Genomic DNA, 25,411 nt, shown 5'->3' on the forward strand with positions numbered 1-25,411 from the left:
AGTGCTGTACCAATTTTTATATTGACTTTCTGTAATTAAAATGAAATAAATGTTAATATGTACGCTTTTATTGGAAGATTTACATGAATCTCTTTGCGAAAGCCCAATAAATCGCTACAATAAGTCAGAGAGCATCTACTCATAATGAGTAAAATGCCGTCTCTTCCTATTAATCATGATATGATAAATAAATAAAAGACTTTATTTCTGAGGAGAAAGAAATGAGTAAGTTTGGGATTTAGCAAGAAAGGGGTATGTTCGTGGCAAGAAGTCAAAACACATACGAATACAATGATGATTCGATTCAAGTTCTAGAGGGTCTGGAGGCTGTCCGAAAACGTCCAGGTATGTATATCGGGAGTACAGATTCACGTGGATTGCATCATTTAGTATATGAAATTGTTGATAATTCAGTTGATGAAGCATTAGCAGGATATGGTGATCAGATCACTGTCAAAATACATAAAGATCAATCAATTAGCGTCCAAGATAAGGGACGTGGTTATCCTACAGGGATGCATAGTTCTGGAAAACCTACTCCTGAAGTCATTTTAACTGTTTTACATGCAGGTGGAAAATTTGGACAAGGTGGTTATAAAACGAGTGGAGGTCTTCACGGAGTTGGTGCATCGGTTGTTAATGCATTATCAGAATGGCTGCACGTTAAAATTAAGCGAGATGGCTTCGTTTATGAACAATCGTTTGAAAATGGTGGGAAACCGTCAACTACTTTAGTGAAAACTGGCAAGACGAACCAAACAGGAACAACAGTTCATTTTAAACCAGACACGTCAATTTTTTCAGTGACTACATATAATTATGAAATCCTCTGTGAACGATTAAGAGAATCTGCTTTTTTATTAAAAGGACTGAAAATTGAAATCATCGATGAACGAACGGGTGATTCTGAAATCTTTCATTATGAAAATGGGATAGAAGCATTCGTCTCTTATTTAAATGAGGAAAAGGATGTTCTTCACCCAGTAGTTAGTCTTGAAGGCCAGCAGAACGAAATTGAAGCTGAGTTCTCCTTTCAATTTAATGACGGTTATTCAGAGAATGTCTTATCCTTTGTAAACAATGTTCGGACGAAGGATGGTGGTACGCATGAAGCTGGTGCGAAAACTGCCATGACCCGTATTTTCAATGAATACGCTCGTAAAGTCGGCTTGCTTAAAGAAAAGGATAAAAATTTGGATGGCGCCGATATTCGTGAAGGTTTCACTGCCATAATCTCTGTACGCGTACCAGAGCATCTTTTACAATTCGAAGGGCAAACAAAAGGGAAGCTAGGAACAAGTGAAGCTCGTTCAGCTGTTGATTCGGTTGTTTCAGAGCATTTATCTTATTTTCTTGAGGAGAACCCAGAAACAAGCTCTCTGCTTATTAAAAAAGCAATCAAAGCGTATCAAGCGAGAGAGGCAGCCAGAAAAGCTAGGGAGGATGCGAGAAGTGGTAAGAAGAAAAAGCGCTCAGAAGCCGTTCTTTCTGGTAAACTAACACCTGCTCAATCAAGAAACCCTGAGAAGAATGAAATATACTTAGTCGAAGGAGATTCAGCTGGTGGCTCGGCAAAGCAAGGGCGTGACCGCAAGTTCCAGGCAGTTCTTCCATTGAGAGGTAAAGTAATCAATACTGAAAAAGCTAAGCTTGGTGATATCTTTAAAAATGAAGAGATTAATACGATTATACATGCAGTCGGTGCTGGAGTTGGAGCGGACTTTAATATTGAAGACACGAATTATGATAAAGTCATTATCATGACTGATGCAGATACCGATGGAGCTCATATACAAGTGCTATTATTAACATTCTTCTACCGATACATGAAACCGTTAATTGAAGCTGGAAAAGTATATATTGCATTGCCACCGTTATATAAGGTAAGCCGTGGGACAGGAAAAAAAGAAGTCATCGAATACGCCTGGAGCGACGATGACTTACAGGATGCCATTAAGAAAATTGGTAAGGGCTATATGATTCAACGTTACAAAGGTCTTGGTGAGATGAATGCAGACCAGCTGTGGGAAACAACAATGAATCCAGAAAGCCGTACATTAATCAGGGTAAAAATTGATGACGCTGCGAGGGCAGAACGAAGAATTACGACGTTAATGGGTGATAAAGTTGAGCCACGTCGTAAATGGATTGAAGCAAATGTTGCCTTCGGATTAGAAGAAGACGGCAGCATTTTAGAAAACGCAAATATTACAGTGCTTGAGGAGGCGGATGAATCATGAGTTCAGCAGAGAAGTTTCGTGACCTCCCTTTAGAAGATGTTTTAGGTGATCGATTTGGTCGCTATAGTAAGTACATCATACAAGAACGTGCATTGCCAGATGCTCGGGATGGACTAAAACCCGTTCAACGAAGAATTCTATTTGCAATGCATGTTGATGGAAACACGCAAGAAAAAGGCTTTCGTAAATCTGCTAAAACAGTTGGTAACGTAATCGGGAATTATCACCCACATGGTGATACGTCTGTTTACGATGCGATGGTCCGGATGAGTCAAGATTGGAAGGTTCGAAATTTATTAATCGAAATGCATGGGAATAATGGAAGCATTGATGGAGATCCTCCAGCTGCAATGCGTTATACAGAAGCAAGATTGTCTTCTTATTCTTCTGAGTTACTTAAAGATATTGATAAACGTACGGTCGAATTTATCCCGAACTTCGATGATACAGCTAATGAACCCACAGTGTTACCAGCAATGGTTCCAAACTTATTGATTAACGGATCTACCGGAATTTCAGCAGGGTATGCAACAGAAATCCCTCCACATCATTTAGGTGAAGTCATTGACGGTGTCATTTTACGACTTGAGCACCCTCAATGTACGGTCGATGAAATTATGGAGCATATAAAAGGTCCGGACTTCCCTACTGGTGGAATTATTCAAGGAATCGATGGTATTAAAAAAGCCTATGAAACTGGAAAAGGGAAGATCATTATCCGTGGGAAGGCAGATTTTGAAGAGATTCGAGGCGGGCGTAAACAAATTGTGATAACTGAAATTCCTTATGAAGTGAACAAAGCCAATTTAGTGAAGAAAATTGACGAGTTTCGTCTTGATCGTAAGGTTGAAGGAATAGCAGATGTGCGCGATGAAACGGACAGAACTGGATTACGCGTTGTTGTTGAATTAAAAAAGGATGCTGATCCTGAAGGTGTTCTGAATTACTTATACAAAAACAGCGATCTTCAAATTCCTTATCATTTCAATATGGTTGCTATTCATAATAAGCATCCTAAACTAATGGGGATCACTTCTCTGCTTGACGCATACATCTCACATCGAAAAGATGTAATTACAAAGCGTACTGAATTTGATTTACATAAAGCCCAATCTAGGCAACATATTGTAGAAGGTTTGATAAAAGCTTTGTCCATATTAGATGAAGTTATTGCTACAATTCGTGCTTCTAAAGATAAAAAAGATGCTAAAGAGCAGTTGATTCAAAAGTATGATTTCACTGAGCCGCAAGCAGAAGCAATTGTCACGTTGCAGCTTTACCGTCTAACAAATACGGATATTACGGCATTAAGAGCTGAGGCAGAGGAATTGTCGAAAGTAATCGAAGAATTACAATCAATCTTAGCGAGTGATAAAAAGCTAATATCTGTTATTAAAAAAGAGTTAAAAGAAGTAAAGAAAAAGTTCACAAGCGAACGTAGAACTAAAATTGAGGCTGAAATATCCGAGATAAAAATAAATCTTGAAGTTCTAGTTGCAAGTGAAGATGTAATGGTTACCGTTACGAGAGAAGGCTATGTGAAGAGGACTTCATTACGTTCTTTTGCCGCATCAAATGGCCAAGATTTCGGAATGAAAGAATCCGACTTACTATTGCATCAGCATGAAATGAATACAACGGACGTTATTGTCATGTTTACGAATAAGGGGAATTTCCTCTACTGTCCTGTGCATCAACTTCCAGACATCCGTTGGAAGGATCTTGGTCAGCATATCGCGAATATTATTCCGATTGAGCGTGATGAATGTATTATTCGAACGTTCCCTATTAAGGATTTTACGTTGCCTAAGTACTTCTTGTTTGTAACGAAAAACGGAATGGTCAAGAAATCCGAATTAAGCGGCTACAAAGCACAAAGACACTCTAAGCCACTCGTTGCCATTAACTTAAAAGGTGACGACAAGTTGATTGACGTCCATTTAACGGATGGCCAATATGATCTATTCTTAACGACCCAATTAGGGTATGGTTTATGGTTTAGTGAAGAAGAGGTAAGCTTAATTGGGGTTCGTGCAGCTGGAGTAAAGGGAATAAATCTAAAAGATGGCGATTTTGTCGTCTCAGGTCAACTGATTGATTCTGATGAATCGAATTCGATTGTCGTTGTTACCCAAAGAGGTGCGATCAAACGAATGAAGCTTGCTGAATTTGAAAAAACAAGTAGAGCGAAACGCGGTGTTGTCATGCTTCGTGAGCTAAAGAGTAATCCGCATCGTATTGTAGGATCATTGATTGTTAAACGAAATGATCAAGTGCTCGTAGAGACTGAAAATGGAAAGATCATTGAGCAAGCTGTATCAGAGCTACGCGCAAACGATCGCTATTCAAATGGTTCATTTATTCTTGATGAAACAGAAAATGGAAAGGCGAAAAATCTGTTTTTAATGAAGTCGCAAGAGGAAAATGACCCGCAGCCTTCATAAAAATAAAGCTAAGAATGTTGTTTACGACATTCTTGGCTTTTTATTTTGCTCATAAAAGTTTTTTAGAGTAAAATATTGACCCAAATTTCAATCAATTCGGTTTCTAATTGAACTCACATAGCGAATCTGTTAAAGTAAGAAAAGTATTTTTGATTTTGGAGGTGCATCAAGAGAATGATAGAATCAATCATAAGTACTGTAAACGATTTTTTATGGTCGTATATTTTAATTGGGTTTTTAATAATAGTTGGGCTTTATTTCACTATCAAGAGCAATTTTGTACAATTTAGACTAACTAAAGAGATGTTTCGTGTACTTGGCGATAAACCAGTTGAAACAGCAGGTGAGCAAAAAGGGATCTCATCTTTCCAAGCATTCTGTATAAGCGCAGCATCACGTGTAGGTACAGGAAACATTGCAGGTGTTGCTACTGCAATAGCTATGGGAGGACCAGGAGCAATTTTTTGGATGTGGCTTATTGCATTATTAGGAGGAGCTTCTAGTTTTATAGAAAGTACATTAGCACAAATCTATAAAGTGAAAGATAAAGAAGGATTCAGAGGCGGACCAGCGTATTATATGGAAAAGGGATTAAAGAAACGATGGATGGGAATAATATTTGCCATTATAATTACTTTTTGCTTCGGACTAGTATTTAATTCTGTTCAATCAAATACAATCTCTCTTGCATTTAAAGATGCATTTGGTACCGATACATTTATAGTTGGAATTATTTTAGCAATTTTAACAGCTATTATTATATTTGGTGGGATTAAAAGAATAGCGAAAGTATCGCAAATCTTCATTCCAATTATGGCATTAATATATTTAGCAGTATCATTAGTTGTGGTAATAATTAATATTACAGAAATACCACAATTGTTCTCACTCATCTTCAAAAGCGCATTCGGTTTACAAGAAGCGGCTGGCGGGATGCTAGGAGCAGCAATTATGATGGGAATAAAGCGTGGATTATTTTCCAATGAAGCAGGTATGGGGAGTGTACCGAATGCCGCTGCAGCAGCATCAGTTACTCACCCTGTAAAACAAGGGTTAATCCAAACACTAGGTGTTTTTATTGATACGATTATTATCTGTTCAGCGACTGCCTTTATGATACTTCTTGCTGGTGACTTTACATCATCAGAATTATCAGGAGTTCAATTAACCCAGGCTGCTTTTTCTACCCATCTTGGTTCATGGGCAAGTATTTTTATAGCGATCTCTATATTCTTGTTTGCGTTTACATCTGTAATTGGTAACTATTATTATGGTGAAACAAATATCGAGTTCATTAAGGAAAGTAAGACATTGATCACAATCTATCGAGTCTGTGTTGTAGGTATGGTATTTTTCGGTTCAATTGCAAGCCTTGAGTTAGTCTGGAGTTTAGCTGATGTATTTATGGCTCTAATGGCCATTATTAACTTAATTGCGATTACCTTATTAGGGAAGGTTGCATTCAAAGCATTAAAAGACTATCAAATGCAACGAAAGCAAGGAAAAGATCCTCAGTTTTACGCTGATACGATCCCAGAAATTGACGGGGTCGAAGCATGGGATAAAAAGCCGAAACAATAAAATGTCACAAAAACGCGAGGGGGAAACGAATGTTCCCTCCTCTTTTTTTGTATAATTTTTAAATAAATACACATAGTAATGTTATCCATGTATAGATCGGAGGATAACAATGTTAAAAAAAGAAATGCTAGCGGCACTGTCACTCATTTTTTTTATGTCAATAACGACTTTCACAGGAGTATTTGCTGGAGGAAATGATAAGACAATCACTTTAAGTGAAGTTAAGGCAGATGTTACTGGAAAAGGAAAAGAAGATACAATCCTTTTAAAAGGTGTACGATATGATGATGATTCTGAATTTCTAAAAGAAGTATTCTTAGAAATTCAAGCAAGCAATGGGAAAAAGTATAAATCGAAGCTGGATGGTGGCTATGAGCCCGTAGTAGAGCTTGTAGATATAAATAATGATGGCGTAAAAGATATGTTCATTAGCATTGCTACTGGTGGTAGTGGGGGCATATCAAATTATTATTTATATACATTAAAACAATATAAACTAAAGAATTTACACGTTCCTGAACCAATTGTTGCAACTAGTCAGTTTTTAGACAATTATCAAGCAAAAATCACTATTGAAAAAACTGGGGAGTCGTTTTTATTCGACTTAAAAAAGCGTAAAAAAGAATATGATGAGCTTGGGCTTTATCAAAAAGATGGAAAATTAAATGAACCAATGGAGCTTATGATCGATCCATACAGTTCCATGAAGCCTATTAAATTAAATGAAAATGAGTTTGGGTTAAAAGGAATTCAAAGCATAAGTGGGGCGTATCACGCTGATCAAATTGGAAATATTGAATCTACTTGGCGATATACGAACGGAGAATGGCAACTAGTTAGCTTAAAGGTTTTAGATCATACAAGAAAATAGGCATTTGGCACATAATCGGCACCATTTCATATTATAAAGAAAAAAGTACCATCATCTTGTGTGAAAAGGAGTCGTTTATTATGAACACATTCGACCCTTCAAAACTAACAGTCTCATTCTTAGCACCAGCAACATCATTTAAACCGGTCGATCATCGTAAATATACGCTAACTCACTCTGATACAACTGGAGAAATGTATTTAGAGATTGGTACATTTTACGATAAAAGCAAAGTGAATTTTTCACTAAGAGACGAAGTTTTAGCTGAATGGATTCCACGAATGGGGCAATATGCACTTTATGGAAAAGTACATGTATCAAACGGGGATTTTGATGAAAAGCATGCGAAAGTTAGGTTTTTAATCTTTCAAAAGGAATTACAAAATGCAATTAGAGCGATCATTTATGGAGATCGAACATTCATTGAGAACTATCCATGGCTATTGGATGCACCAATATATATCTATTTCGAATCAGACTTTGACGCATTTAACAAAATAATCTATTACGGAACACCAAGAAATTACTTAAACAATATGGTCAGCGAAATGAACAAACAATGGAGCAAAACGAAATAAAAAGACAATAATAATATTATGTAAACTAAAATAAGAAGCAACAAGAATGCAACAAATATACAAGTAAATCATTAAATGATAAATTAAGCAATAGAACACTAACCAAACACAAACTAAACACAAATGATTCATCATTGTCTAGCGACTAAACAATTCAAACAGATTTACAAAAATCAAAAATCAAAAAAAGAAAAATGATCTCAAAAACTCATTTTTCTTTTTTTGTCTCATTTCATTAAGTATACTTTGTAATTGAGACCATTTATATAGTTCAATCAATTGGTTCTGATAATATATATTATGTAAACTAGATAAAATAATCAAAATACTGACCCTTCTACTGCTAATGACGTTATGTCTGAATGATCCATTGTGTAGTGCTTTTCATTCGGTACTCAACCCTACTAAAAACCTTAAAAGACGTATAATGCCGGGTTTAAAATATCAGTCTAAATTTTTTAATATTGAATTTACTACCTCTAGTCCATAATCATAATAGTTAGTCTCTAATTTTGTAAATCGTATTTCTTCTAATTCATTCAATATCCATTGCTTAAGTTCAACTAATTCCTCGGGAAAATTTGCAGTTTCTATCCTTTTTTGAAAATCAACCAGACTATATTCTCTATCTTTGAATTTTTGACATAAGTGTATAATATAATTTTTTTCTCTCATTTAAGCATCTACCTTGTAATTATAGTAAAAACAGCTCTACCATAGTCTCCACCTGCTTGGGTAATTTGACTTCCATATCTATTCCCCCTAGGTTGCATTCAGTCAACAGCATGTTTAGAATATAGTCTATTTCCTATCTTGGCATATGTTTGACCATTGCTTTTGACCTTTTTATAGTCACTTCAAGAGCCCCATAATATGTTACTTTTACCTAAGTTTCCTATATAACTGGTTATCTTTTTCCCACCTGAATTTATATTTGTTTTTACTACTTCTCTAACTACCAAGACTCCAGTTCAAACAGAAACTACAAATGACTCCAGTACTCATTCCTAGACCAGCAGCTACACATGGGACGCAAAGTACACCTGTCAGCATGCAAATCCGCAAATACTACTTAATAGCCAGCCAACAATAGATGGAAGGCCAAGACATCTTATAAAGCTGCCGAAATCAAAACCAAGTGGAGCTATACCAACTTGAAGAGATTCTATGTATTCATCGTAAGTATGAAAGGCTTCATTAGTTACTTCGTTAAATTCCTCTTCTCCATTAATATACAATATTGTTTGGAAAGTTCCAATATCGGATTTTTGAATTAGAAGTTCACTGTAGGAGTCAACTTTTCCATTAGTCTCAAAATGAATTGCGACATTGCTACTTTCATAGTGAGCTGAGCTTTTTATAGGAATTGTAACTTGATACAAATCATTATACTTCAGCGTATATCTACTTGACTTGGAACCAGTCCTCAGAAGTCATACTATCTATAAACACTGTATTTTTCACCATGTAACCCCTCAATTTTATTAAACCAATCATAATTTTATCATTGATGAACAGACAACGGAGCAAGCAAATCTTTCTAAAGTTTTGTTCTTCTTTAAAATTTAACTTTGGGGAATTACTTCTCTCATAATACTAGTCTTGTATGCAATAATACCTATTTCCCATTACCAACATGTTAAACAGATAAGGTTACTGTTGATTTTTGATACCTATTCCAAATTTATTTCCTTCATAATTCATTTAATCTATATAGATGGTTAGATGGTACTATGGGAGTTGTCTATATAAAACAATGAATTATAAGCCTGATATTGAGGTTAAATCGGAAGTTTGTTAGTTATTTACAAGAAACAGTAAAGGGAAACCTACAATTATCGAGGTCCCCCATTATTTTGTTTGATTCTCAACATTAAAATATAACAGAGCCTTGTTAAAAGAAAACAAAGAAAGTATAAATCTCCTGGTTTTTAGGTTATCTACTTTCCTGTTTCAGCGAAATTATTAATTCTTTCTCCTATTTCATCCCTTACACGTTGAAAAAATGCCCATTTCTCCTCTTCAGTTCCCATAGCTTTTGCTGGGTCATCAAACCCCCAATGTTCACTTCTAATGTGCGGAGGTGTTACAGGACATTTATCTGCTGCATCACCACAAAGCGTAACAACTAAATCCGCATTGTTTAAAATTTCAGAGTCAATTATATCTGATGTTTGTATGGAGATATCAATCCCTGACTCTTTCATCGCTTTTACTGCATTAGGGTTTAAACCATGTGCTTCAATTCCTGCGCTATAAACTTGCCAGTCATCTCCCAAGTATTTCTTTGCCCAGCCTTCAGCCATTTGGCTTCTACATGAATTACCCGTACATAAAAAATAAATGGTTTTCTTCGTCATAATGTTGTCTCCTTGTAAGTTAATGTATGAATAGTAGCCAAATATATAGTCCCAATAGTGTGATGAATAAGGTCGGAACAGTTAAGATAACCCCTACCTTAAAATAGGTTCCCCAAGAAATCTTTACTCCTTTAAGTGACAATACATGGAGCCATAATAAAGTCGCAAGTGATCCGATAGGAGTAATCTTTGGTCCTAAGTCTGAACCGATTACATTTGCATAAATTAAGGCTTCTCTTATTACACCAGTTGTGTTGGTGTCTGAGATTGCTAATGCATCGATCATTACCGTTGGCATGTTGTTCATTACTGAAGAAAGGATAGCTGCAATAAAGCCCATGGCCATTGTTGCCACAAATAGTCCCTGATCCGCAGCATGTTGGATAACATCACTTAATAGGCTTGTTAAACCCACATTACGTAAACCATAAACAACAACATACATCCCAACAGAGAAAAATACGATGTTCCAAGGTGCACCTTTTAAAACGGTCGTTGTATTAACAACTGGACTTCGCTTCGCGATTAATAAGAATATTAGGGCAATGATGCTTGCAATAATAGAAACTGGAACTCCTATAAGCTCACTTCCAAAGTAGCCTATTAAAAGAACGCTTAAGATAACCCATGATAATTTAAACATCTTTTTATCTTTAATGGCGTTATTTGGTGTTTTAAGTTGCGAAAGATCATAATTCTTTGGAATGCTTTTTCTAAAGAATAAGTATAAAACGAATATGCTTGCAGTAATTGAAAAGAGATTTGGAACAAACATTCTAGAAGCGAATTCCACAAACCCTATTTCAAAAAAATCTGCTGAAACAATGTTAACTAAGTTGCTCACTACTAAAGGTAACGAAGCCGTATCTGCGATAAACCCACTTGCAATAATAAATGGGAAAATCATCTTTTCAGTAAAGTTTAAATTCCTTACCATTGATAAAACAATTGGCGTAAGAATAAGGGCTGCACCGTCATTTGCAAAGAAAGCAGAAACACCAGCACCAAGTAAGACCACATACACAAACATTCTTACTCCATTCCCTTTAGCTGCTTTTGCCATATGTAAGGCGGACCACTCGAAAAAGCCAATTTCGTCTAAAATAAGTGAAATAATGATAATTGCAATAAAAGTTAGGGTAGCATTCCAAACGATCGAAGTAACATCTATAACATCATAAATATCAACTACCCCGATTAATAATGCTAAGAATGCTCCCCCGCATGCTGACCAACCAATAGATAATCCTTTCGGCTGCCAAATGACTAATACAAGTGTTGTGATAAAAATCATCGTTGCTAAAAATGTCATGTCAGTGTGAAAACCTCCGGTATATAAATCTAATGGTTATATTTTATTCCCCACAACAAGTGACTTTTTCTAACTCGACATCTGCTTTAGTATAGAAGAATTCCCATTCATTACCGTCAGGATCTGTTACCCAAAACTTATCTTGCACAGCATAACAACATGTAGTATCCATTTCGTCACGAGCAAAAAAACCTTGATTTTCTAATCTATTTTTATGTTCTGCAATTTCATCAGATGTAGCAACTTGAAATCCAAAATGATTCACTTGATTCCCAGCTACTTCATCTCTTACATTCAAAGTAAAGTTAAGTCCAGGTTTTTCTAGAAGAAATTTAGCATAATCGCTTTTCACCTTAACTGGAGCAGCACCAAAAACTTTCTCATAAAAGTTAATGGATTCCTCAAGATTAGTAATATTGATTCCAACGTGAACATAATTCATTTTTCATTCCTCCTAATTTTTATATCAAAAAAAATTGATGTATAGGTTAAAAAAATTAACAACAGCTCCCTTTACCTGTTTTTCTAAAAATGCAGCATAGTTCTTCAGATAATAAATGATTCACTTCATTATCATTAAGGTCATAGTAATTCCATCTGCCTTTAGTTTCTTTTGTAATTAAACCAGCATCCAATAATATTTTTAGATGATAGGATAATTTAGATTGTGGGAGATCAAAGATATCCGATAAATCGCATACGCACGTTTCCCCACGTTGGCAGAGTTCATACATAATTTCTAGGCGTTTTTGATCAGCTAATGCTTTAAACTTCTTCTCGTAAGTAAAAAACTGTTCCATGTAAGCGACATTCCTTTCCATCAATTTTTTTTGATATGATGAGTATATTACAAATCATTAGTAATATGCAAGCATTCATCAATTTTTTTTGATGATTAAATTAAAATTCAACACATCAGCATGATTACTATGTTTAAAATCTATCGTTTTTTAAAAATTTGTAAAATAGATAGATTATTTTAGACATTTTTATTAAACTATCGCACCGCACCCGTTAGTTTAACTAGATTGTTTACAGGGTCATCAAGTTAAAAGATTATCCTATATCTGAAAGTGTTGCTTCTCTCTCTCGTGTTGAAAGCTAATAGTTTTAACCCCAAAGGATTTTAGCTCCAGATGGTATTTCCCACTACCTACGCCAGTTGTTATAGCAAAGTAAGTTTTCTTTCACACTTCAAAACTGCAAAAGATCTTGCTTAGGTCGATATTCATTTATTCATTAATGATTGTTCAGCAGAAGTATTTATAATAGATCCGCCCATTAAAATATCATCTTTCTTATTTCATAAGGTATGTATTTTTATTTTCCCCTTTATTGCTGACTTCCTTCTTCATTTTACCTGTTCTTTAGTAATTCACAGTTTCATCTTAATGTGTAGGAATAATATATCTACTTACATAATTAATCTCTGATTGGTAAAAATCTAAATACCAACATAAACAGGAAAGATGAATTATCTAGATTTTCATCTACCATAAAAGTGAAATCATCAAATATAAATGTATATTTATTACCATCCATAATAGATGAACCAAAATCTTGAGAGTTAGTCCAATCTTTTTTATAAGCTTATAAGTAAAATTGCGAAAAAATGGAGCTGCTCGTAACTCTATAATCAACTAACGTTACCCGATAGTTGAAGTACATTTCTACTTCTCAGAAAAAATGAAACATTGGAGGTATTTTCTTTGGGTGTCTTCGATAAATCAAAAGCAAACACATTAACTGCTGCAGAGGTATCTGCTCTTTGGCTACAATATTTGGGTGATAGTATGGCTATCTGTGTTTATAAATATTTTCTTAATATTGTTGAAGACAAAGAGATAAAGTCTATATTAGAAAACGCATTACAGTTAGCTGAAGGACATATCACTAAAATCACTGAATTCTTAAAGAGTGCTAATTTCCAAATCCCACTTGGATTTACTGAAGGTGATGTTAATGTTAATGCACCTCGTTTGTTTTCTGATCAATTTTTACTTTTTTACTCCTATATTATGACCATTCATGGGCTAAATGCATATAGCTTAGCTGTTACAAATATGGAACGACAAGACCTTCAAAATTATTTTTTTGATTGTACGGTTTCAACTAAGAAATTGTTTCAAAAAATTGTGAAATTAGCAATAAACCAGCCAAAATATAGAAGCGTCCCTTCAATTCCTTCACCCCATGGTGTGGAGTTTATAAAATCACCAGGATTCATTTCTAATTTAATCGGAGACAAAAGACCACTAAATAGTTCGGAAATCAGCACTCTTTTCTTTAATTCAACAAAGACTGGATTTATCAGCTCTTTAAGTTTGGCGTTTAGTCAGGTGGCAGTCCGTGAAGACGTTCGTAATTTTATGGTAAAAAACGTTAAATTAGCAGGGAAAGATGCTGAAAGTTTTGATTTAATCTTACAAGAGGACCATTTACCAATCCCTGAAAAATGGGATGCCGAGATTACTAATTCTACTGTAAGTCCATTTTCTGACAAATTGATCATGTTTCACGCAGGATTTTTAGTAAATGCAGCTCTTACCTACTATGGTGCTTCTTTAGGTTCCAGCTTAAGAACAGATATAATCCTAAACTATTCTAAAGTATTTGCCCATGCAATGGAGGCAGGTGCCTTTTCATACAATATTATGGTTAAACACGGATGGTTTGAAAAGCAACCTGATTCCGATTGAAAAAAACTCTTTTATAACAACGAACAAATGAAACGGCAAGATTGTGTGTTTACTATGCTACAACACCTTATTTTTTTCATTGGCTAGATAGCTAATGATAACCATATTCACACATAATTTCACGGTATAGCTTTTCTTTGCTTGCCTTAAATAAGGGATATTCGCCCCACGTGATAATCAGAACATCATTTTGAAGTCCATCATCTCACAAAAGCAGATATTACAAATATCATATGTCCTTGTTGTACTTTACCTACATTGTACTTACTGACTTAAGCTCCTAAATAGTCTACTAACCCAATCGAGCCGGTTCTAAAATAAACGTACGTACTTCTCTTTATTCTCCCGTTTTTTGTCTCCATTCATATGTGAATCGTTTATAATAACTGCCCCTGAAAGGTTTACACTTTCAGATTTAAGTCCTCATGATAATCAAGGAATATTAATTACATATGTCACTGTGATAACAACTTTTTAGTCCTTATAATTAGATAAATTATATTGTATGTCTACAATCTTTTGAGAGTCGAATATAAATTACAATATTTATATGGCGGTTAAATTGGCAAATGAGGTGAAGCCCCGATGAAGGTAAGAGAACACAAAAGCTTCGTCCGTTTTTGGATTGCATCGACAACTTCAAGTTTTGGCACATATATTACAACTCTGGCTCTTCAGGTTTTGGTGGTTGGTTATATGGGCGGCAGTGCTGTCGATGTTGGATGGGTTTCAGCATCTAGATGGCTTCCGTATGTACTGTTGGGATTAATAGCAGGAGTTTTGGTTGATCGTTTAAATCGAAAGGCTGTATTGGTGGTAACAGATTTGGGGCGCAGCATCATACTTACCGTTATTTGCTTAATGTCTATCACAGGAGTAATCAGTATTGGCTGGCTAATGTTCCTACTGGTGCTCTTTGGTGCATTGTCTCTTTTTAATGATACTGCCTACCAGTCCTTTGTGCCACAATTAGTCCCTCGCTCTTTATTAACACGTGCAAATGCCCGGTTAGAACAAAGCTCAGCAGTTGCAGAAACGAGCGGTCCAGCTATTGGAGGTGGACTTGTCTCATTGATCGGTGCACCATTTGCCCTTCTTTTTGATGCTTTATCATATATGTTTTCGGGTGTATTATTGGCACCGATTAAACACCAGCCCATTAAAAAAGTTAAGACTGGTCCACTTGGTCAACAAATCAAGGAAGGTTTGCGTTGGGTCTACCAACACGAATACCTTCGTACACTCGCTTTAAACACGCATGTCTGGTTTCTCTTTCATAGTATGACTATGACGATCCTAGTATCGATTTTCTTAATTGAGCTTGGCTTCGACGCCTCACTTCTTGGCTTTGTCCTCGCCGCTACAGGTGTTGGTGCTGTCGTCGGAACCTCTCTATCTCCTCGAGCGGGTATGCGTTTTGGTGTTGGGCGTGCAATGGCTTTTTCTCGAATTCTCTATGGTCCAGCAGTTATCTTGATGGCCTTAGCAACTAGCAACTCTGACACGCAGTACATAGCTCTCCTTTTTGTGTTTGTAGGGCAGCTCTTGTACGGTTTTGCCATGGGAATCGAGGGACCTCTTGAAATGGGATATCGACAGTATGTAACGCCATCTCACCTGCAAGGTCGTATGAATGCCACACTGCGATCCATCAACCGTAGTGCAGTTGTTATCGGCGCTCCATTAGGAGGTATCCTCGCTGACGGACTAGGCTTCCTAACGGCTTTATGGGTTTCGATAGCTGGACTAGCTTTATGCGGACTATGGTTCAGTCTTTCATCAATGAGAAAAGCTCGAATAGAAGATGCCGACATCTAATATGCATAAATAATAAGACTTTTTCGGTACTTGTTTATTTTTAGCTTTTGATTTTTCGCTAGCCTTCCTCGATAGTTTCATAATAATGAAAACGCTAGTATACCATTGGAGAAGATTTCTAGAATTTAAACCTGTGAGATGTTTTTTTTTACTTGCTTATTTTTTGCCATTTTAGCAATTTCTGATATCCAAGTTTTTCATAAAAAATAAAAACCTAGTGCACTCAGTTCCTTTACTGTTAGCAATACTTTTAAAGCTTGTTGATAAAACTCAATTCTTTTTCAAGTTGCTTTATTTTCTGCTCAAATAACAAGACTGTTGAATTATTACATTCTTGTGGTATGAATTCATCTCTTAATAAAAGTAACTGTTGAATCTCTTTAATTGTAAATACAATGATAAGTTGTAGTTGCACTTCACATTCCTCATCATATTCCCGATAACCATTATCTCTTCTTTTGGCTTTAATAAGTTTATTTTCTAATAAGCACGAACATTTTAGTTAAGTCTAAGTTCAAGAGTAAATGTATAAAAATCTTCAAAAAAAGAGAATCTCTTATTTCTTGTTTTTTTCATATTAAGTTAAACTGCCTTTTTTACATAAGAAAAGCTGTCTAAATTAGCAGCTGTCTTGATTATAAGCACCCGTTACATTCTTTAAGTCAATCGTTCATAAAAAAAAGACGCTTTTTCAATAAAAAAAAGCGCCTGATTCTAATTTAATTTCGTTTTTCCCTCGCAATCCAACTTATTTGCTAAGAGTAAATGATATTATAGGTAGATTTAATAATCCCATTCGTATACTGTTTTGTGGTAATTAACTCCAAATTAATATGAGGCTTAACACTACCGAATAAAGGTGTCCCTGATCCTATTAGTAATGGGTTAACTTTTAACACTAATTGATCAATAAGTTTATATTTAATCAATGAACCGGCCAGTTCACCACCCCCACAGAGCCACAACTTACCGTTTTCCCTCATTTTTAGATTTTTAATAAAACCTACTGTATCATTTTTAATTAGCTCTACTTCATCGTTTGATTCAAATTTCATCGTGCTTGAGAAAATATAATGCTTCAGGTTATAAGGACTAGGCTCACCCGGTTTAAGACCGAATTGAAAGCCGTATTCGTATGTTTTTCTACCCATCAATACAGCATCATATTGTTGAATATCAGATATAAAATCTGGAACATGATCCCCTTCGTGAGAAAAGACAGAAGGGCCCGCATCCCCTTTTAGATCTGCAATAAAGTTGTCAAGAGTAACTGCAATGTGATAGATCAGTTTTGCCATACAAAAATCCCTCCAATAATATAGTAATTTTAAACAAAAAAAACTCCTATACTCATTTTCCGAGATAGGAGTTAGTGTAATTCATAATAAAGACAAAAATAGGCTTTGTTATTCAATGCCGTTTTTAGTCCTTATAAAGTACTTTACAATAACCCCATCTCGAAAAACAATCGATAAAATTAATATTTTGAACAGTTTGGCATACAAGCCCTTTCTGAAGCAAATATAGAATAGTATCAATTTTTTTTAAGTAGGATTATTGAATCATGTACTTATTTCACCCTTCCGACTTTTATAACCACACTTTAAACGATTAGTTCGGCATAGTCAACCGTTTTATTTGGGGTTATTTCCCAACGTTTCTTTCCGATTAAAGTAAACTGGAAAAAGTACAGCTGAAATGTTACTGCCTGGAAGGAGAGAAAGCCCAGCTACAATTTCTTATGGAATAAAAGATGTATAATATTTATGATCAGTTCTTTTGAATGTTCCAATAAAATGGATCCGATTGTTTGCTCCAATCTTCTATAGTTTCCTCATTTGTTAATAAACATTCATCTAGCTCTTTTGTAATGCTGTCAACGTTTAAGTCGATACCTATAAACACTAGTTTCGTATGTCGATCCCCCGTATCCTCATCCCAGTCATCTAAAATACGTGGGTTAGCTAACTTAATTCTTTCTTGCTGCTCAGCAGGTAACGATGCTACCCAATAAGATAAAGGCTCAAGTCGAACAGATGGACCCGCCTGAGATAATAAAATCGCCAAATTGTTCCTACTTGCGCACCATGCAATTCCCTTTGCTCTAACAATTTGCATAGGCATCGCCCCGCACCAATTATTAAAACGTACTGAATGAAATGGTCTCTTTCGTGAGTAAACAAAAGATGAAATCCCATACTCTTCTGTTTCAGGCGTATGTTGAGATGGTCCTAAATTTAGTTCTTTTAACCACCCTGCCGATTCACTAGCTTTATCAAAATCAAACAAACCTGTGTTTAGTATTTTATTTATATCAACTTCACTATTAACTGTGCGAATAACCTTTGCATCAGGTTGCAATGTTTTAATGACCTTTTCCAAAGCATCCAAATTTTCCATAGTTACTAGATCACATTTATTTAAGATGAGAACATCACAAAATTCAATTTGATCAATTAACAAATCTGCAATATTGCGATCATCTTCTTCACCTACCGCTTCCTTACGCTCTAGCAACGTATCTCCAGACTCAAAATCATGCCAAAACCTATTGGCATCAACAACTGTAACCATTGTATCTAGCCTGCAGAATTGAGTTAAATCAATGCCCAGTTCCTCGTCTATATAAGAAAATGTCTGAGCAACTGGTACAGGTTCACTTATTCCTGACGATTCAATGATTATGTAATCTACATCTCCTTGTTGTGCTAATCTTTGCACTTCCACGAGTAAATCTTCCCGGAGTGTACAGCAAATGCAACCATTCGACATCTCTACTAATTTCTCTTCTGTACGTGAAAAACCACCTTGCGTTTGAATTAATTCACTATCTATATTAACTTCGCTCATATCGTTGACAATGACAGCCACTCTTAAACCTTGACGATTATTTAGTACATGATTTAATAAAGTTGTTTTACCTGATCCAAGGTATCCACTTAAGACAGTAACAGGGATTTTTTTCATATTACCACTCCTTTATTTTTGCAATTCTTAATCGATGTTAATGATGCATATGCATCGTGTAAATGAATCGAATCTTCAGTTTGATATTCATTCTATTTTAAATTTCTTTACCGATAAAAGAACCAATTTGCGAGAATATCTCCTACTCATCAGGCAGGTCTATTCTAATTTGCTGACCTAGTCATCTCAAGTTGAACAGACTAAGTCAATCGAAAAACTGAAGACATTTTGTTTTTCTTTGTAAAATTTATACAAGATGTAAAACATTCCACTATACTAGATGCTCATAACTTAATTATCATTAATGAAGAAATAAGAATGTCTTCTTTCCAGGAGTACATTCATTACTACAATCAACCCATTTCATATTATTATATTTTTCATTGACTATATGATCTATTTTCTCCTGTGCTTTATCCATAATCCTTTTTATCTTCTTTTTCGGTATGTGAAAATGATTAACTGCCTTTTCAAATGGAGAATTACTAGCCAATAATGTAGCAAAATGGTATTCGTCTGTTGCTATACTTTCTAAATAATCTTCTGCATTAACAATAAATTGATAAACTTCTCTTGTTCTAGAATCTAAACATTTAATAGCACTACTAGATAACATATCAATCACAATGGGGTGGGGTTTTCCCGAATTCATTGTATACTCCTCCTATTTAATTCCTACCAACTTGATTTTTTCACTCCTGGAATTTGTCCTTTATGAGCATATTCCCTAAAAGCTATACGAGACATTTTAAATTTTCTAAGATAGCCCCTTGGCCTTCCCGTTAATTCGCATCTGTTTTTTAATCTAGAAGGAGAAGAATCTCTCGGTAATTTTCTAATCCTTTCAATGTCTCCTTTATTCTTTAATTCTTTACGAATTTCAGCATATTTTTTTACTAACTCTTGGCGTTTCTTTTCTTTGACAATTTTAGACTTCTTAGCCATCTATTTTCACCTTTTTCTATAAAATTTTATTACCTAGTCCTTTATCCAGTGATTTTTCCCATAATCTAGATTATTTTAGATAATTTCATGTGCATCAAGATTCAGCTCACTCATAACATCTACAAACTGCATCCTTCAATTGTTCTCTATTTGTGTAAGGTATTCTTTTCTAAACCTAAACAACCACTTAGAGCATTTACATGATATTTCTAATTACCTCAATTATTCCTCCCTTGAAAGATGCAATTGAATTCAGAAATAAATCAAAATCATTACGATTTAAAAGGTAGAATTCTACCTTTAATAATCAAGATCATGGATGTTAATCTTCATTGTATTTCGGTAATAGAAGTGGATTTCACTGTACATTTTCCCACATGTTTTTAAATCGTAATTATTACGTTTTATAAATTACCACTCCTTTATATCCTTTGTCAAGTTTTTTGAAAAAGATGTAGTTCAGTATAGTCTATATATATAAATTTCATAAAGGTATAGAAGTTTTAAAAAAACCTTCTAGCTGATTTCATATAAATAATACCTATAACTATTTCGATTGTATGCGAATTGTTAATAAACCTTCAACTAACCCGCACTTTTCTGAGATAAGACGAAAAATGAATTCTTTGAACTTCAATTTTCTGAATAGGATCGTATTGATCACTATGCTGTGATAACTACTTCCACCACAAAAGCATTCCAAAAGGAACGACCTTTCTCCATAAATGCACACAAAAAAGGATAGGAAGCAGGGTTTCATTCCTGTTTGCCTATCCTTTCTAAATCACCTTATTAGCTAAAAGTCATATAATAGTCCCAATGTATGAAAACCTTAATAGCATCCATTAATTTACGTTGGTACTTAGCGTCAGTACGAGTTACATGATGTGGTAAAACCTTTCCTTGTTTAGAAATGAGTATCTTCAATAAGCCGATCTCTTAATAATCAATGTGAGTATACCAATTATGTTCAAGTTTAGTTTTCAGGTGAGTAAACACTATTTCCATTTCCCAAAGCAAGTATATCTTCTGTTTCTGCATCGATTATTATGAATCTATACATAATACTATTCTCATCTACCTTCAACGTGTAATAAAGGTAAACCTGACGATTTGGACTTACATTACTATTTCCTTTATCATGTTCAGATAAAATTTGATACTTCTTCGCTTCTTTTTTAAGTGACTTTATTATGTCTTTATAAAGTACTATTTCCTTATAATTTAAATTCGAATTATGTAATTCAGTGTAATCTGAACCGTCTAATTTCTGAAAATATTTCTCTGCACTTATGAACTGTTTTTTATCATTTGCATCGTACAGATAGGTACTTTTAGCTTCAGTATAAGGTACTTGATAAAATGATAAAGAAATAAATAAAATTAACACATTAATTTTTATCATTAAATGCACACCTTTTTATATTTAAAATTCCCAGTTTTAAATTATTTAATTTAATGTTTTTAAACCTCATATATTTTTGTTGCTTATTAGAAGTTGAGGTTTTAAATACTATTCACTTGTTTGTATTAGATCCCTCGATTTTGCATCATAGATTTTATAACTTACTTCAAACATATGATCTTTTGTGACAACTACCTCACAATAATAAGGGACCGCTCTTCCATAGGAATCTAGTTCAGGGATATCTCTAAAGTAAAATACATCGGATGTATCCAGTATCTTAAATACTGCTTCACTTAGTCGTCCAGATGCCTCTATCTCGATTGTGCAACTACCTTCTACAACATCATAGTCTTTTAATATCATATATTTTAGGCTAGGGAGAGTTAAAACTAGCAATAATCCACTAAATATTAGTATCAAAAGAGCTTTTAATGTATTGAAAATAGTAACTTCCTTTTTCTTATACATATAAATAATCCAGAAAACAACACTGATCAATAACACCAGACCGAGTAATAACATTGTATAATACATTAATGTCCTCACATTTCATTTTATTGTATAAATTAGGCTCCAATAGTTTTAAGTTTCACCCGAGGAGAAATTAACAGATCTCCTTTTTAAGTTATAAACCTAACCAACCTTGGTTTTCTTCTTTAGTTTACATCACAACTGTACTCGCTTGTGCTAATGCCTTTACAATTAGTACACCCGCTATCCACGAATAGAAATGGATATAGATATCTAGTTATTTCCTTAATTCTTATATTATCTAACTTCAATGATCCCCTGTTACACTATCAAGTTAAATGACTAGTTTGGTTGTATCACTTGGTCTCAATATTAATTAGTATCTACAGCGTATTAAATAACTATATAGAATGTTATCCGATTATCAAAACAATTCTATCACTTCTTTAAATACTACAACACGCCAATAAAGTCTAACGCCATAACAATCCCTGAGATACGATTAAATCGGGGTAATTCTATTGTGGAGCTTGAGTCAAATTTATATTTAGGCACATTCAGAAAAATATGAAATACAATGAGTGTTGGTTCCTCGAAAGTGAAGAACCAACACTCATTGTAAACTTTTACAAACATGCTGTTCTTATTTTTAAGAAAAGTTTGTTTTTGTCTCAATTTTTATCCTTGAGAGAAATTTCTAATACGAACACCAATTTCATTACGAACTTTTTGTAAGAACTTCCACTTTTCTTCTTCAGTTCTCTCAGCTTTGGGGTCATCAAAACTCTAATGTTCTCGTCGTTTAACATGAAGGAGTAAATGTGAACTTATAAGCAGAGTCTCCACATAACGTGACGTCTAACACTGACTTGTTTAGTATTGCTGGATCATTAATATCTGATATCAAGTGGAAATATAAATGTCTACTTCATACATGGCTCATAGCTTTTACAGAGATTCCATGTACTTCTATTCCAGCACTATAGACATCTAATAAGTGATGTTATCCAACATGCTGCAAATAGATAGATTATTTAAGATTTTCTTATTCAACGTACAACACCTATTAGTCGAATGAGAGAAGAACGTTTATTCTATAACCTTGGTTTATATGGGAAAGGTCAATTGCTCTATTTTAATCAGAATATGCTAAACTTTAAACCCTTCTATTCTAATATTTCTCTCTTCATATATATCTCCATTGCTTGATTCAGCCATTTTTGCTCATCTTCTGTGAAAGGTGAAGGTGCCATCATTCTAAGTTCTTGAATATTAATCTTTTCTATATTAGTATCAGCCAGTTTTTGTCTCAAGTTCTCACCAAGAAATGAGTAGGATGCTTCTACATAGGTCTTTATCATGCCTTGTACTTTTGGGTCCTCTATAGGTTGCCCATATAATTGCTTTACTTCTTTAGACAAATGAATAATCGATTTATCTATCGTGATTTTATCTTCTTCCGATTTTTTTGATAACTCTTCTGCGACATCCGTTAACATATGACGTTCCATCCATTCTTCTTGTATAGGTTCAGTGCGCATGTTATGTACTAAGCTAAATAATATGGCGCTATCAACTTCCCCTTCTTCCTTGACTAACTTAATTACTCTTCTAATGGATTTTATTGATTGATCAATTTGTACTTTTTCTTTTTCGAGAGCTTGCAAATGGAGGAACAAACTTTCATTAAAATCAATCGTAAAGCTTGATTCATTTAACAAATTAGTGATTTTATCTAGACTATACCCTAGAAATTTTAAGCTTAGAATTTTTTGTAAAGTTATTATATCTTGGTACTTGTAAATGCGGTGTCCTGAAGAAAGGTTCTTTTCTGGACGTAAAAGACCTATTTCATCATAATAATGTAGAGTAGGAATAGGTATTCCTGTCTTTTCTGAAAATTCCCCAATGGAAAACTTGTTATTCTCATTCATTAAAATCCCTCCTATAATTATATGTTCATTATAAAACCTCGAGTAACTAGAGGTTCAAGTAGAGAATTTTAATATTCAACCAAAAAAACTAAAAGGTCTTAGATTCCGACTTTGTCTACATGGTTATATTTGGTCTTATTTGAGGAGTCCCCAGAATGTCTAGAAAAGACTTGTCAGACTAGGTGTGCGATCTAAAAGGTCTCAAATTATTCTAATACATTAGTATCTTTAGCTTTTTATTATGTCTCCTTGATTGTTCTACCGTTTTCATAAAACTCAAAATCCTTCGGTGATACAGCGACTGTCACTTCATACTTTATCAATAGTTTGTATCCTTAAAATTTTGTTCTACCTATACCATTCTCGTTATATAACAAATATTAGTTATCATTAACTAAATTATGGTAATCAATCTCTAAATAATAGGTTGCCTTACTTAAAACGTCATAAAAGAAAGAAACAAACTCTAAATCTTTAAAAACATAAACTTCTATTTGTTTATCATTATTCCGATATGCTTCAAATATACGATGATTTCCATTGATACAATATAGTCTATTATTAGTTAAGTATCGACTTTGAAGTACCATTACAGGATTTTTATGATTAGGCTTTATCAAATTTGGATCTGTATTTATGTTATCTTGATCAACAGCTTCTATTATTTTCGACGGAGCAAACTGTATTGGCTTAATCCCTTCTTCTTTTATATGTGAAGTTGCACTGTCAATGTCTAAAGCATATTCAAATACTCCCGTTGGATACTCTGCATATAATGAAAATGTTTCCTTGCCAATCGGATGGATCACAGGGTAAGTTTCACTACTAAGAGATTGATTTAAAATGGTTGTCCACTTTCTTGAAAGCTGTGCCCCATGAACAGATTTTTTCTCCATTTCTTTAATACGTGAAATAAAGTGTTTATTGGGGCTAAAGTATTGGGATTCTGTTTCATATAGTTGAATTTTACTTTTCAAATAAGATTCCCCCTTGGCTCCTTTTGAAAATATTCTTATTTTTATATTTTATTATAGTCCCTCTTCAACAAACCTGTCGCCTTTATGGAGTAAAAAAATCCGTCTAATTTGGCAGCTGTTCTTGAAAATAAGCTCCATCTTTAATACAAGAAAGCATTATGAGAATAGATTTTATATTGCTGTAATCGGTGTATATGTATTAATTCGAACTATGAAAATACACCAATGATGATGTAGTGATAGGAGAACCATTTATGAGCATACCAATAATCTCATTTGATAAATTATTAGTAACCACTACCCTTGGTCCTTACAGTTACGTGCAAAATGAATGATAGAGAATCCCTAAAATGAACAATGCGTTCTACTACTCGTTCTATATGATATAACTTAGGGGAAAAAACTAAATGTAACGGTGGGCACTTTGATGTAAAAAATTCTCAACATGATTACAAAGTTTTTAAATAATGTAGATTTAGGCAAACATTGTATTCAAGTAGATTATAAATTCTTTTATTGTCACACAAACAACTTATAATAAATATTTAGGAGTGTAAGATAGATGAAAAAGCAAAGAAGATATTAACAACACAATTGAGAGAATTAGGATATCATGACATAATTGACTGGATGGTATATGCTCAAGTACCAGTAAAGCGATTTCTCTCAATCTGAATATGGAACAAGATTAACCCTTGTCTTTAATGCGTCAATGAAGATTATAAAACATTTGGAGAAACTTTATGGTGATACAAACTGAATAAAATGACCAATCATATATAGGGAGTCCGCACCTTGAAGTAAAC

General features: G+C 34.3%; 23 protein-coding genes and 1 pseudogene. 8 read left to right on the forward strand and 16 right to left on the reverse strand.

Annotated elements, in window-relative coordinates; translation table 11 throughout:
* Window positions 1–260 precede the first annotated feature (260 nt).
* The 5 genes from parE (at window position 261) to AC6F34_RS01025 (ending at window position 7,714) form a co-directional block, all read left to right on the forward strand.
* Window positions 261–2,240: a DNA topoisomerase IV subunit B gene (parE, locus tag AC6F34_RS01005; RefSeq protein WP_500768068.1), complete on the forward strand. Its 1,980-nt coding sequence runs from the start codon at window positions 261–263 to the stop codon at window positions 2,238–2,240.
* Window positions 2,237–4,684 (forward strand): DNA topoisomerase IV subunit A, encoded by a 2,448-nt coding sequence (gene parC / locus AC6F34_RS01010; RefSeq protein ID WP_500768069.1) that lies wholly within the window; start codon window positions 2,237–2,239, stop codon window positions 4,682–4,684. Before parE ends, parC begins: the two co-directional genes overlap by 4 nt.
* 174 nt (window positions 4,685–4,858) lie before the next feature.
* Complete coding sequence (locus AC6F34_RS01015) at window positions 4,859–6,265, forward strand: alanine/glycine:cation symporter family protein (RefSeq protein ID WP_500768071.1); 1,407 nt, start codon at window positions 4,859–4,861, stop codon at window positions 6,263–6,265.
* Between the two features lie 109 nt (window positions 6,266–6,374).
* On the forward strand, window positions 6,375–7,136 hold the full coding sequence (locus tag AC6F34_RS01020) for a YybI family spore inner coat protein (protein ID WP_500768073.1): 762 nt from the start codon (window positions 6,375–6,377) through the stop codon (window positions 7,134–7,136).
* A gap of 80 nt (window positions 7,137–7,216) precedes the next feature.
* Window positions 7,217–7,714: a staygreen family protein gene (locus AC6F34_RS01025; protein WP_500768075.1), complete on the forward strand. Its 498-nt coding sequence runs from the start codon at window positions 7,217–7,219 to the stop codon at window positions 7,712–7,714.
* A 444-nt stretch (window positions 7,715–8,158) separates the two neighbouring features.
* Here the strand turns inward: AC6F34_RS01025 and AC6F34_RS01030 are convergent, their stop codons facing one another.
* The 6 genes from AC6F34_RS01030 to AC6F34_RS01055 form a co-directional block, all read right to left on the reverse strand.
* Window positions 8,159–8,389 (reverse strand): hypothetical protein, encoded by a 231-nt coding sequence (locus AC6F34_RS01030; RefSeq protein WP_500768077.1) that lies wholly within the window; start codon window positions 8,387–8,389, stop codon window positions 8,159–8,161.
* A 371-nt stretch (window positions 8,390–8,760) separates the two neighbouring features.
* Complete coding sequence (locus AC6F34_RS01035) at window positions 8,761–9,096, reverse strand: hypothetical protein (RefSeq protein WP_500768079.1); 336 nt, start codon at window positions 9,094–9,096, stop codon at window positions 8,761–8,763.
* A gap of 558 nt (window positions 9,097–9,654) precedes the next feature.
* Window positions 9,655–10,074, reverse strand: coding sequence for an arsenate reductase (thioredoxin) (arsC, locus tag AC6F34_RS01040; RefSeq protein WP_500768081.1), 420 nt, complete (start codon window positions 10,072–10,074; stop codon window positions 9,655–9,657).
* A gap of 19 nt (window positions 10,075–10,093) precedes the next feature.
* Entirely contained in the window at window positions 10,094–11,386 is a 1,293-nt protein-coding gene (locus tag AC6F34_RS01045) for an arsenic transporter (protein ID WP_500768083.1), read from the reverse strand.
* A gap of 43 nt (window positions 11,387–11,429) precedes the next feature.
* Complete coding sequence (locus tag AC6F34_RS01050) at window positions 11,430–11,828, reverse strand: ArsI/CadI family heavy metal resistance metalloenzyme (protein WP_500768085.1); 399 nt, start codon at window positions 11,826–11,828, stop codon at window positions 11,430–11,432.
* Between the two features lie 55 nt (window positions 11,829–11,883).
* Window positions 11,884–12,186 carry an ArsR/SmtB family transcription factor gene (locus AC6F34_RS01055; protein WP_500768087.1) on the reverse strand — a complete coding sequence of 101 codons (303 nt, stop codon included), beginning with the start codon at window positions 12,184–12,186 and terminating at the stop codon, window positions 11,884–11,886.
* Window positions 12,187–13,095: 909 nt separating this feature from the next.
* On the opposite strand from AC6F34_RS01055, the gene AC6F34_RS01060 reads away from it, so the two are divergent.
* Together AC6F34_RS01060 and AC6F34_RS01065 are read left to right on the forward strand one after the other, a co-directional pair.
* The gene (locus AC6F34_RS01060; RefSeq protein ID WP_500768089.1) at window positions 13,096–14,085 is read left to right on the forward strand and encodes a DUF3231 family protein; all 990 of its coding nucleotides are present in this window, start codon (window positions 13,096–13,098) and stop codon (window positions 14,083–14,085) included.
* A 585-nt stretch (window positions 14,086–14,670) separates the two neighbouring features.
* Window positions 14,671–15,903 carry an MFS transporter gene (locus tag AC6F34_RS01065; protein ID WP_500768091.1) on the forward strand — a complete coding sequence of 411 codons (1,233 nt, stop codon included), beginning with the start codon at window positions 14,671–14,673 and terminating at the stop codon, window positions 15,901–15,903.
* 250 nt (window positions 15,904–16,153) lie between these two features.
* Here the strand turns inward: AC6F34_RS01065 and AC6F34_RS01070 are convergent, their stop codons facing one another.
* From AC6F34_RS01070 to AC6F34_RS01115, 10 genes and pseudogenes are all read right to left on the reverse strand, one after another.
* Window positions 16,154–16,318 carry a hypothetical protein gene (locus AC6F34_RS01070; protein WP_500768093.1) on the reverse strand — a complete coding sequence of 55 codons (165 nt, stop codon included), beginning with the start codon at window positions 16,316–16,318 and terminating at the stop codon, window positions 16,154–16,156.
* A gap of 340 nt (window positions 16,319–16,658) precedes the next feature.
* Window positions 16,659–17,201, reverse strand: a complete 543-nt coding sequence (locus AC6F34_RS01075) for a dihydrofolate reductase family protein (RefSeq protein WP_500768095.1) — start codon at window positions 17,199–17,201, stop codon at window positions 16,659–16,661.
* 472 nt (window positions 17,202–17,673) lie between these two features.
* Complete coding sequence (locus AC6F34_RS01080; protein ID WP_500768097.1) at window positions 17,674–18,870, reverse strand: GTP-binding protein; 1,197 nt, start codon at window positions 18,868–18,870, stop codon at window positions 17,674–17,676.
* A 301-nt stretch (window positions 18,871–19,171) separates the two neighbouring features.
* Entirely contained in the window at window positions 19,172–19,522 is a 351-nt protein-coding gene (locus AC6F34_RS01085) for a hypothetical protein (protein ID WP_500768099.1), read from the reverse strand.
* Between the two features lie 23 nt (window positions 19,523–19,545).
* Entirely contained in the window at window positions 19,546–19,815 is a 270-nt protein-coding gene (gene rpsN / locus AC6F34_RS01090) for a 30S ribosomal protein S14 (protein WP_500768101.1), read from the reverse strand.
* A gap of 792 nt (window positions 19,816–20,607) precedes the next feature.
* A pseudogene (gene rpsR, locus AC6F34_RS01095) lies at window positions 20,608–20,823 on the reverse strand (30S ribosomal protein S18).
* Window positions 20,792–21,220: a hypothetical protein gene (locus tag AC6F34_RS01100; RefSeq protein WP_500768103.1), complete on the reverse strand. Its 429-nt coding sequence runs from the start codon at window positions 21,218–21,220 to the stop codon at window positions 20,792–20,794. The pseudogene rpsR and the gene AC6F34_RS01100 overlap by 32 nt, the downstream one beginning before the upstream one ends.
* Before the next feature lie 108 nt (window positions 21,221–21,328).
* Entirely contained in the window at window positions 21,329–21,757 is a 429-nt protein-coding gene (locus tag AC6F34_RS01105; protein WP_500768105.1) for a hypothetical protein, read from the reverse strand.
* Between the two features lie 1,103 nt (window positions 21,758–22,860).
* Complete coding sequence (locus AC6F34_RS01110) at window positions 22,861–23,628, reverse strand: MerR family transcriptional regulator (RefSeq protein WP_500768107.1); 768 nt, start codon at window positions 23,626–23,628, stop codon at window positions 22,861–22,863.
* 380 nt (window positions 23,629–24,008) lie between these two features.
* On the reverse strand, window positions 24,009–24,605 hold the full coding sequence (locus AC6F34_RS01115; RefSeq protein WP_500768109.1) for a hypothetical protein: 597 nt from the start codon (window positions 24,603–24,605) through the stop codon (window positions 24,009–24,011).
* 579 nt (window positions 24,606–25,184) lie between these two features.
* Between AC6F34_RS01115 and AC6F34_RS01120 the strand changes: the two genes are divergently transcribed.
* Window positions 25,185–25,280, forward strand: coding sequence for a hypothetical protein (locus AC6F34_RS01120; protein ID WP_500770075.1), 96 nt, complete (start codon window positions 25,185–25,187; stop codon window positions 25,278–25,280).
* Window positions 25,281–25,411: the final 131 nt, after the last annotated feature.

Source organism: Niallia sp. CD-39 (assembly GCF_059874745.1).

Bases quoted from the DNA above. Each gene is read 5' to 3' on its own strand.
- parC (WP_500768069.1), top strand. From the start codon at position 2,237: ATGAGTTCAGCAGAGAAGTTTCGTGACCTCCCTTTAGAAGATGTTTTA.
- AC6F34_RS01015 (WP_500768071.1), top strand. From the start codon at position 4,859: ATGATAGAATCAATCATAAGTACTGTAAACGATTTTTTATGGTCGTAT.
- AC6F34_RS01020 (WP_500768073.1), top strand. From the start codon at position 6,375: ATGTTAAAAAAAGAAATGCTAGCGGCACTGTCACTCATTTTTTTTATG.
- AC6F34_RS01025 (WP_500768075.1), top strand. From the start codon at position 7,217: ATGAACACATTCGACCCTTCAAAACTAACAGTCTCATTCTTAGCACCA.
- AC6F34_RS01030 (WP_500768077.1), bottom strand. From the start codon at position 8,389: ATGAGAGAAAAAAATTATATTATACACTTATGTCAAAAATTCAAAGAT.
- arsC (WP_500768081.1), bottom strand. From the start codon at position 10,074: ATGACGAAGAAAACCATTTATTTTTTATGTACGGGTAATTCATGTAGA.
- AC6F34_RS01045 (WP_500768083.1), bottom strand. From the start codon at position 11,386: ATGACATTTTTAGCAACGATGATTTTTATCACAACACTTGTATTAGTC.
- AC6F34_RS01050 (WP_500768085.1), bottom strand. From the start codon at position 11,828: ATGAATTATGTTCACGTTGGAATCAATATTACTAATCTTGAGGAATCC.
- AC6F34_RS01055 (WP_500768087.1), bottom strand. From the start codon at position 12,186: ATGGAACAGTTTTTTACTTACGAGAAGAAGTTTAAAGCATTAGCTGAT.
- AC6F34_RS01065 (WP_500768091.1), top strand. From the start codon at position 14,671: ATGAAGGTAAGAGAACACAAAAGCTTCGTCCGTTTTTGGATTGCATCG.
- AC6F34_RS01075 (WP_500768095.1), bottom strand. From the start codon at position 17,201: ATGGCAAAACTGATCTATCACATTGCAGTTACTCTTGACAACTTTATT.
- AC6F34_RS01080 (WP_500768097.1), bottom strand. From the start codon at position 18,870: ATGAAAAAAATCCCTGTTACTGTCTTAAGTGGATACCTTGGATCAGGT.
- AC6F34_RS01085 (WP_500768099.1), bottom strand. From the start codon at position 19,522: ATGAATTCGGGAAAACCCCACCCCATTGTGATTGATATGTTATCTAGT.
- rpsN (WP_500768101.1), bottom strand. From the start codon at position 19,815: ATGGCTAAGAAGTCTAAAATTGTCAAAGAAAAGAAACGCCAAGAGTTA.
- AC6F34_RS01100 (WP_500768103.1), bottom strand. From the start codon at position 21,220: ATGATAAAAATTAATGTGTTAATTTTATTTATTTCTTTATCATTTTAT.
- AC6F34_RS01105 (WP_500768105.1), bottom strand. From the start codon at position 21,757: ATGTATTATACAATGTTATTACTCGGTCTGGTGTTATTGATCAGTGTT.
- AC6F34_RS01110 (WP_500768107.1), bottom strand. From the start codon at position 23,628: ATGAATGAGAATAACAAGTTTTCCATTGGGGAATTTTCAGAAAAGACA.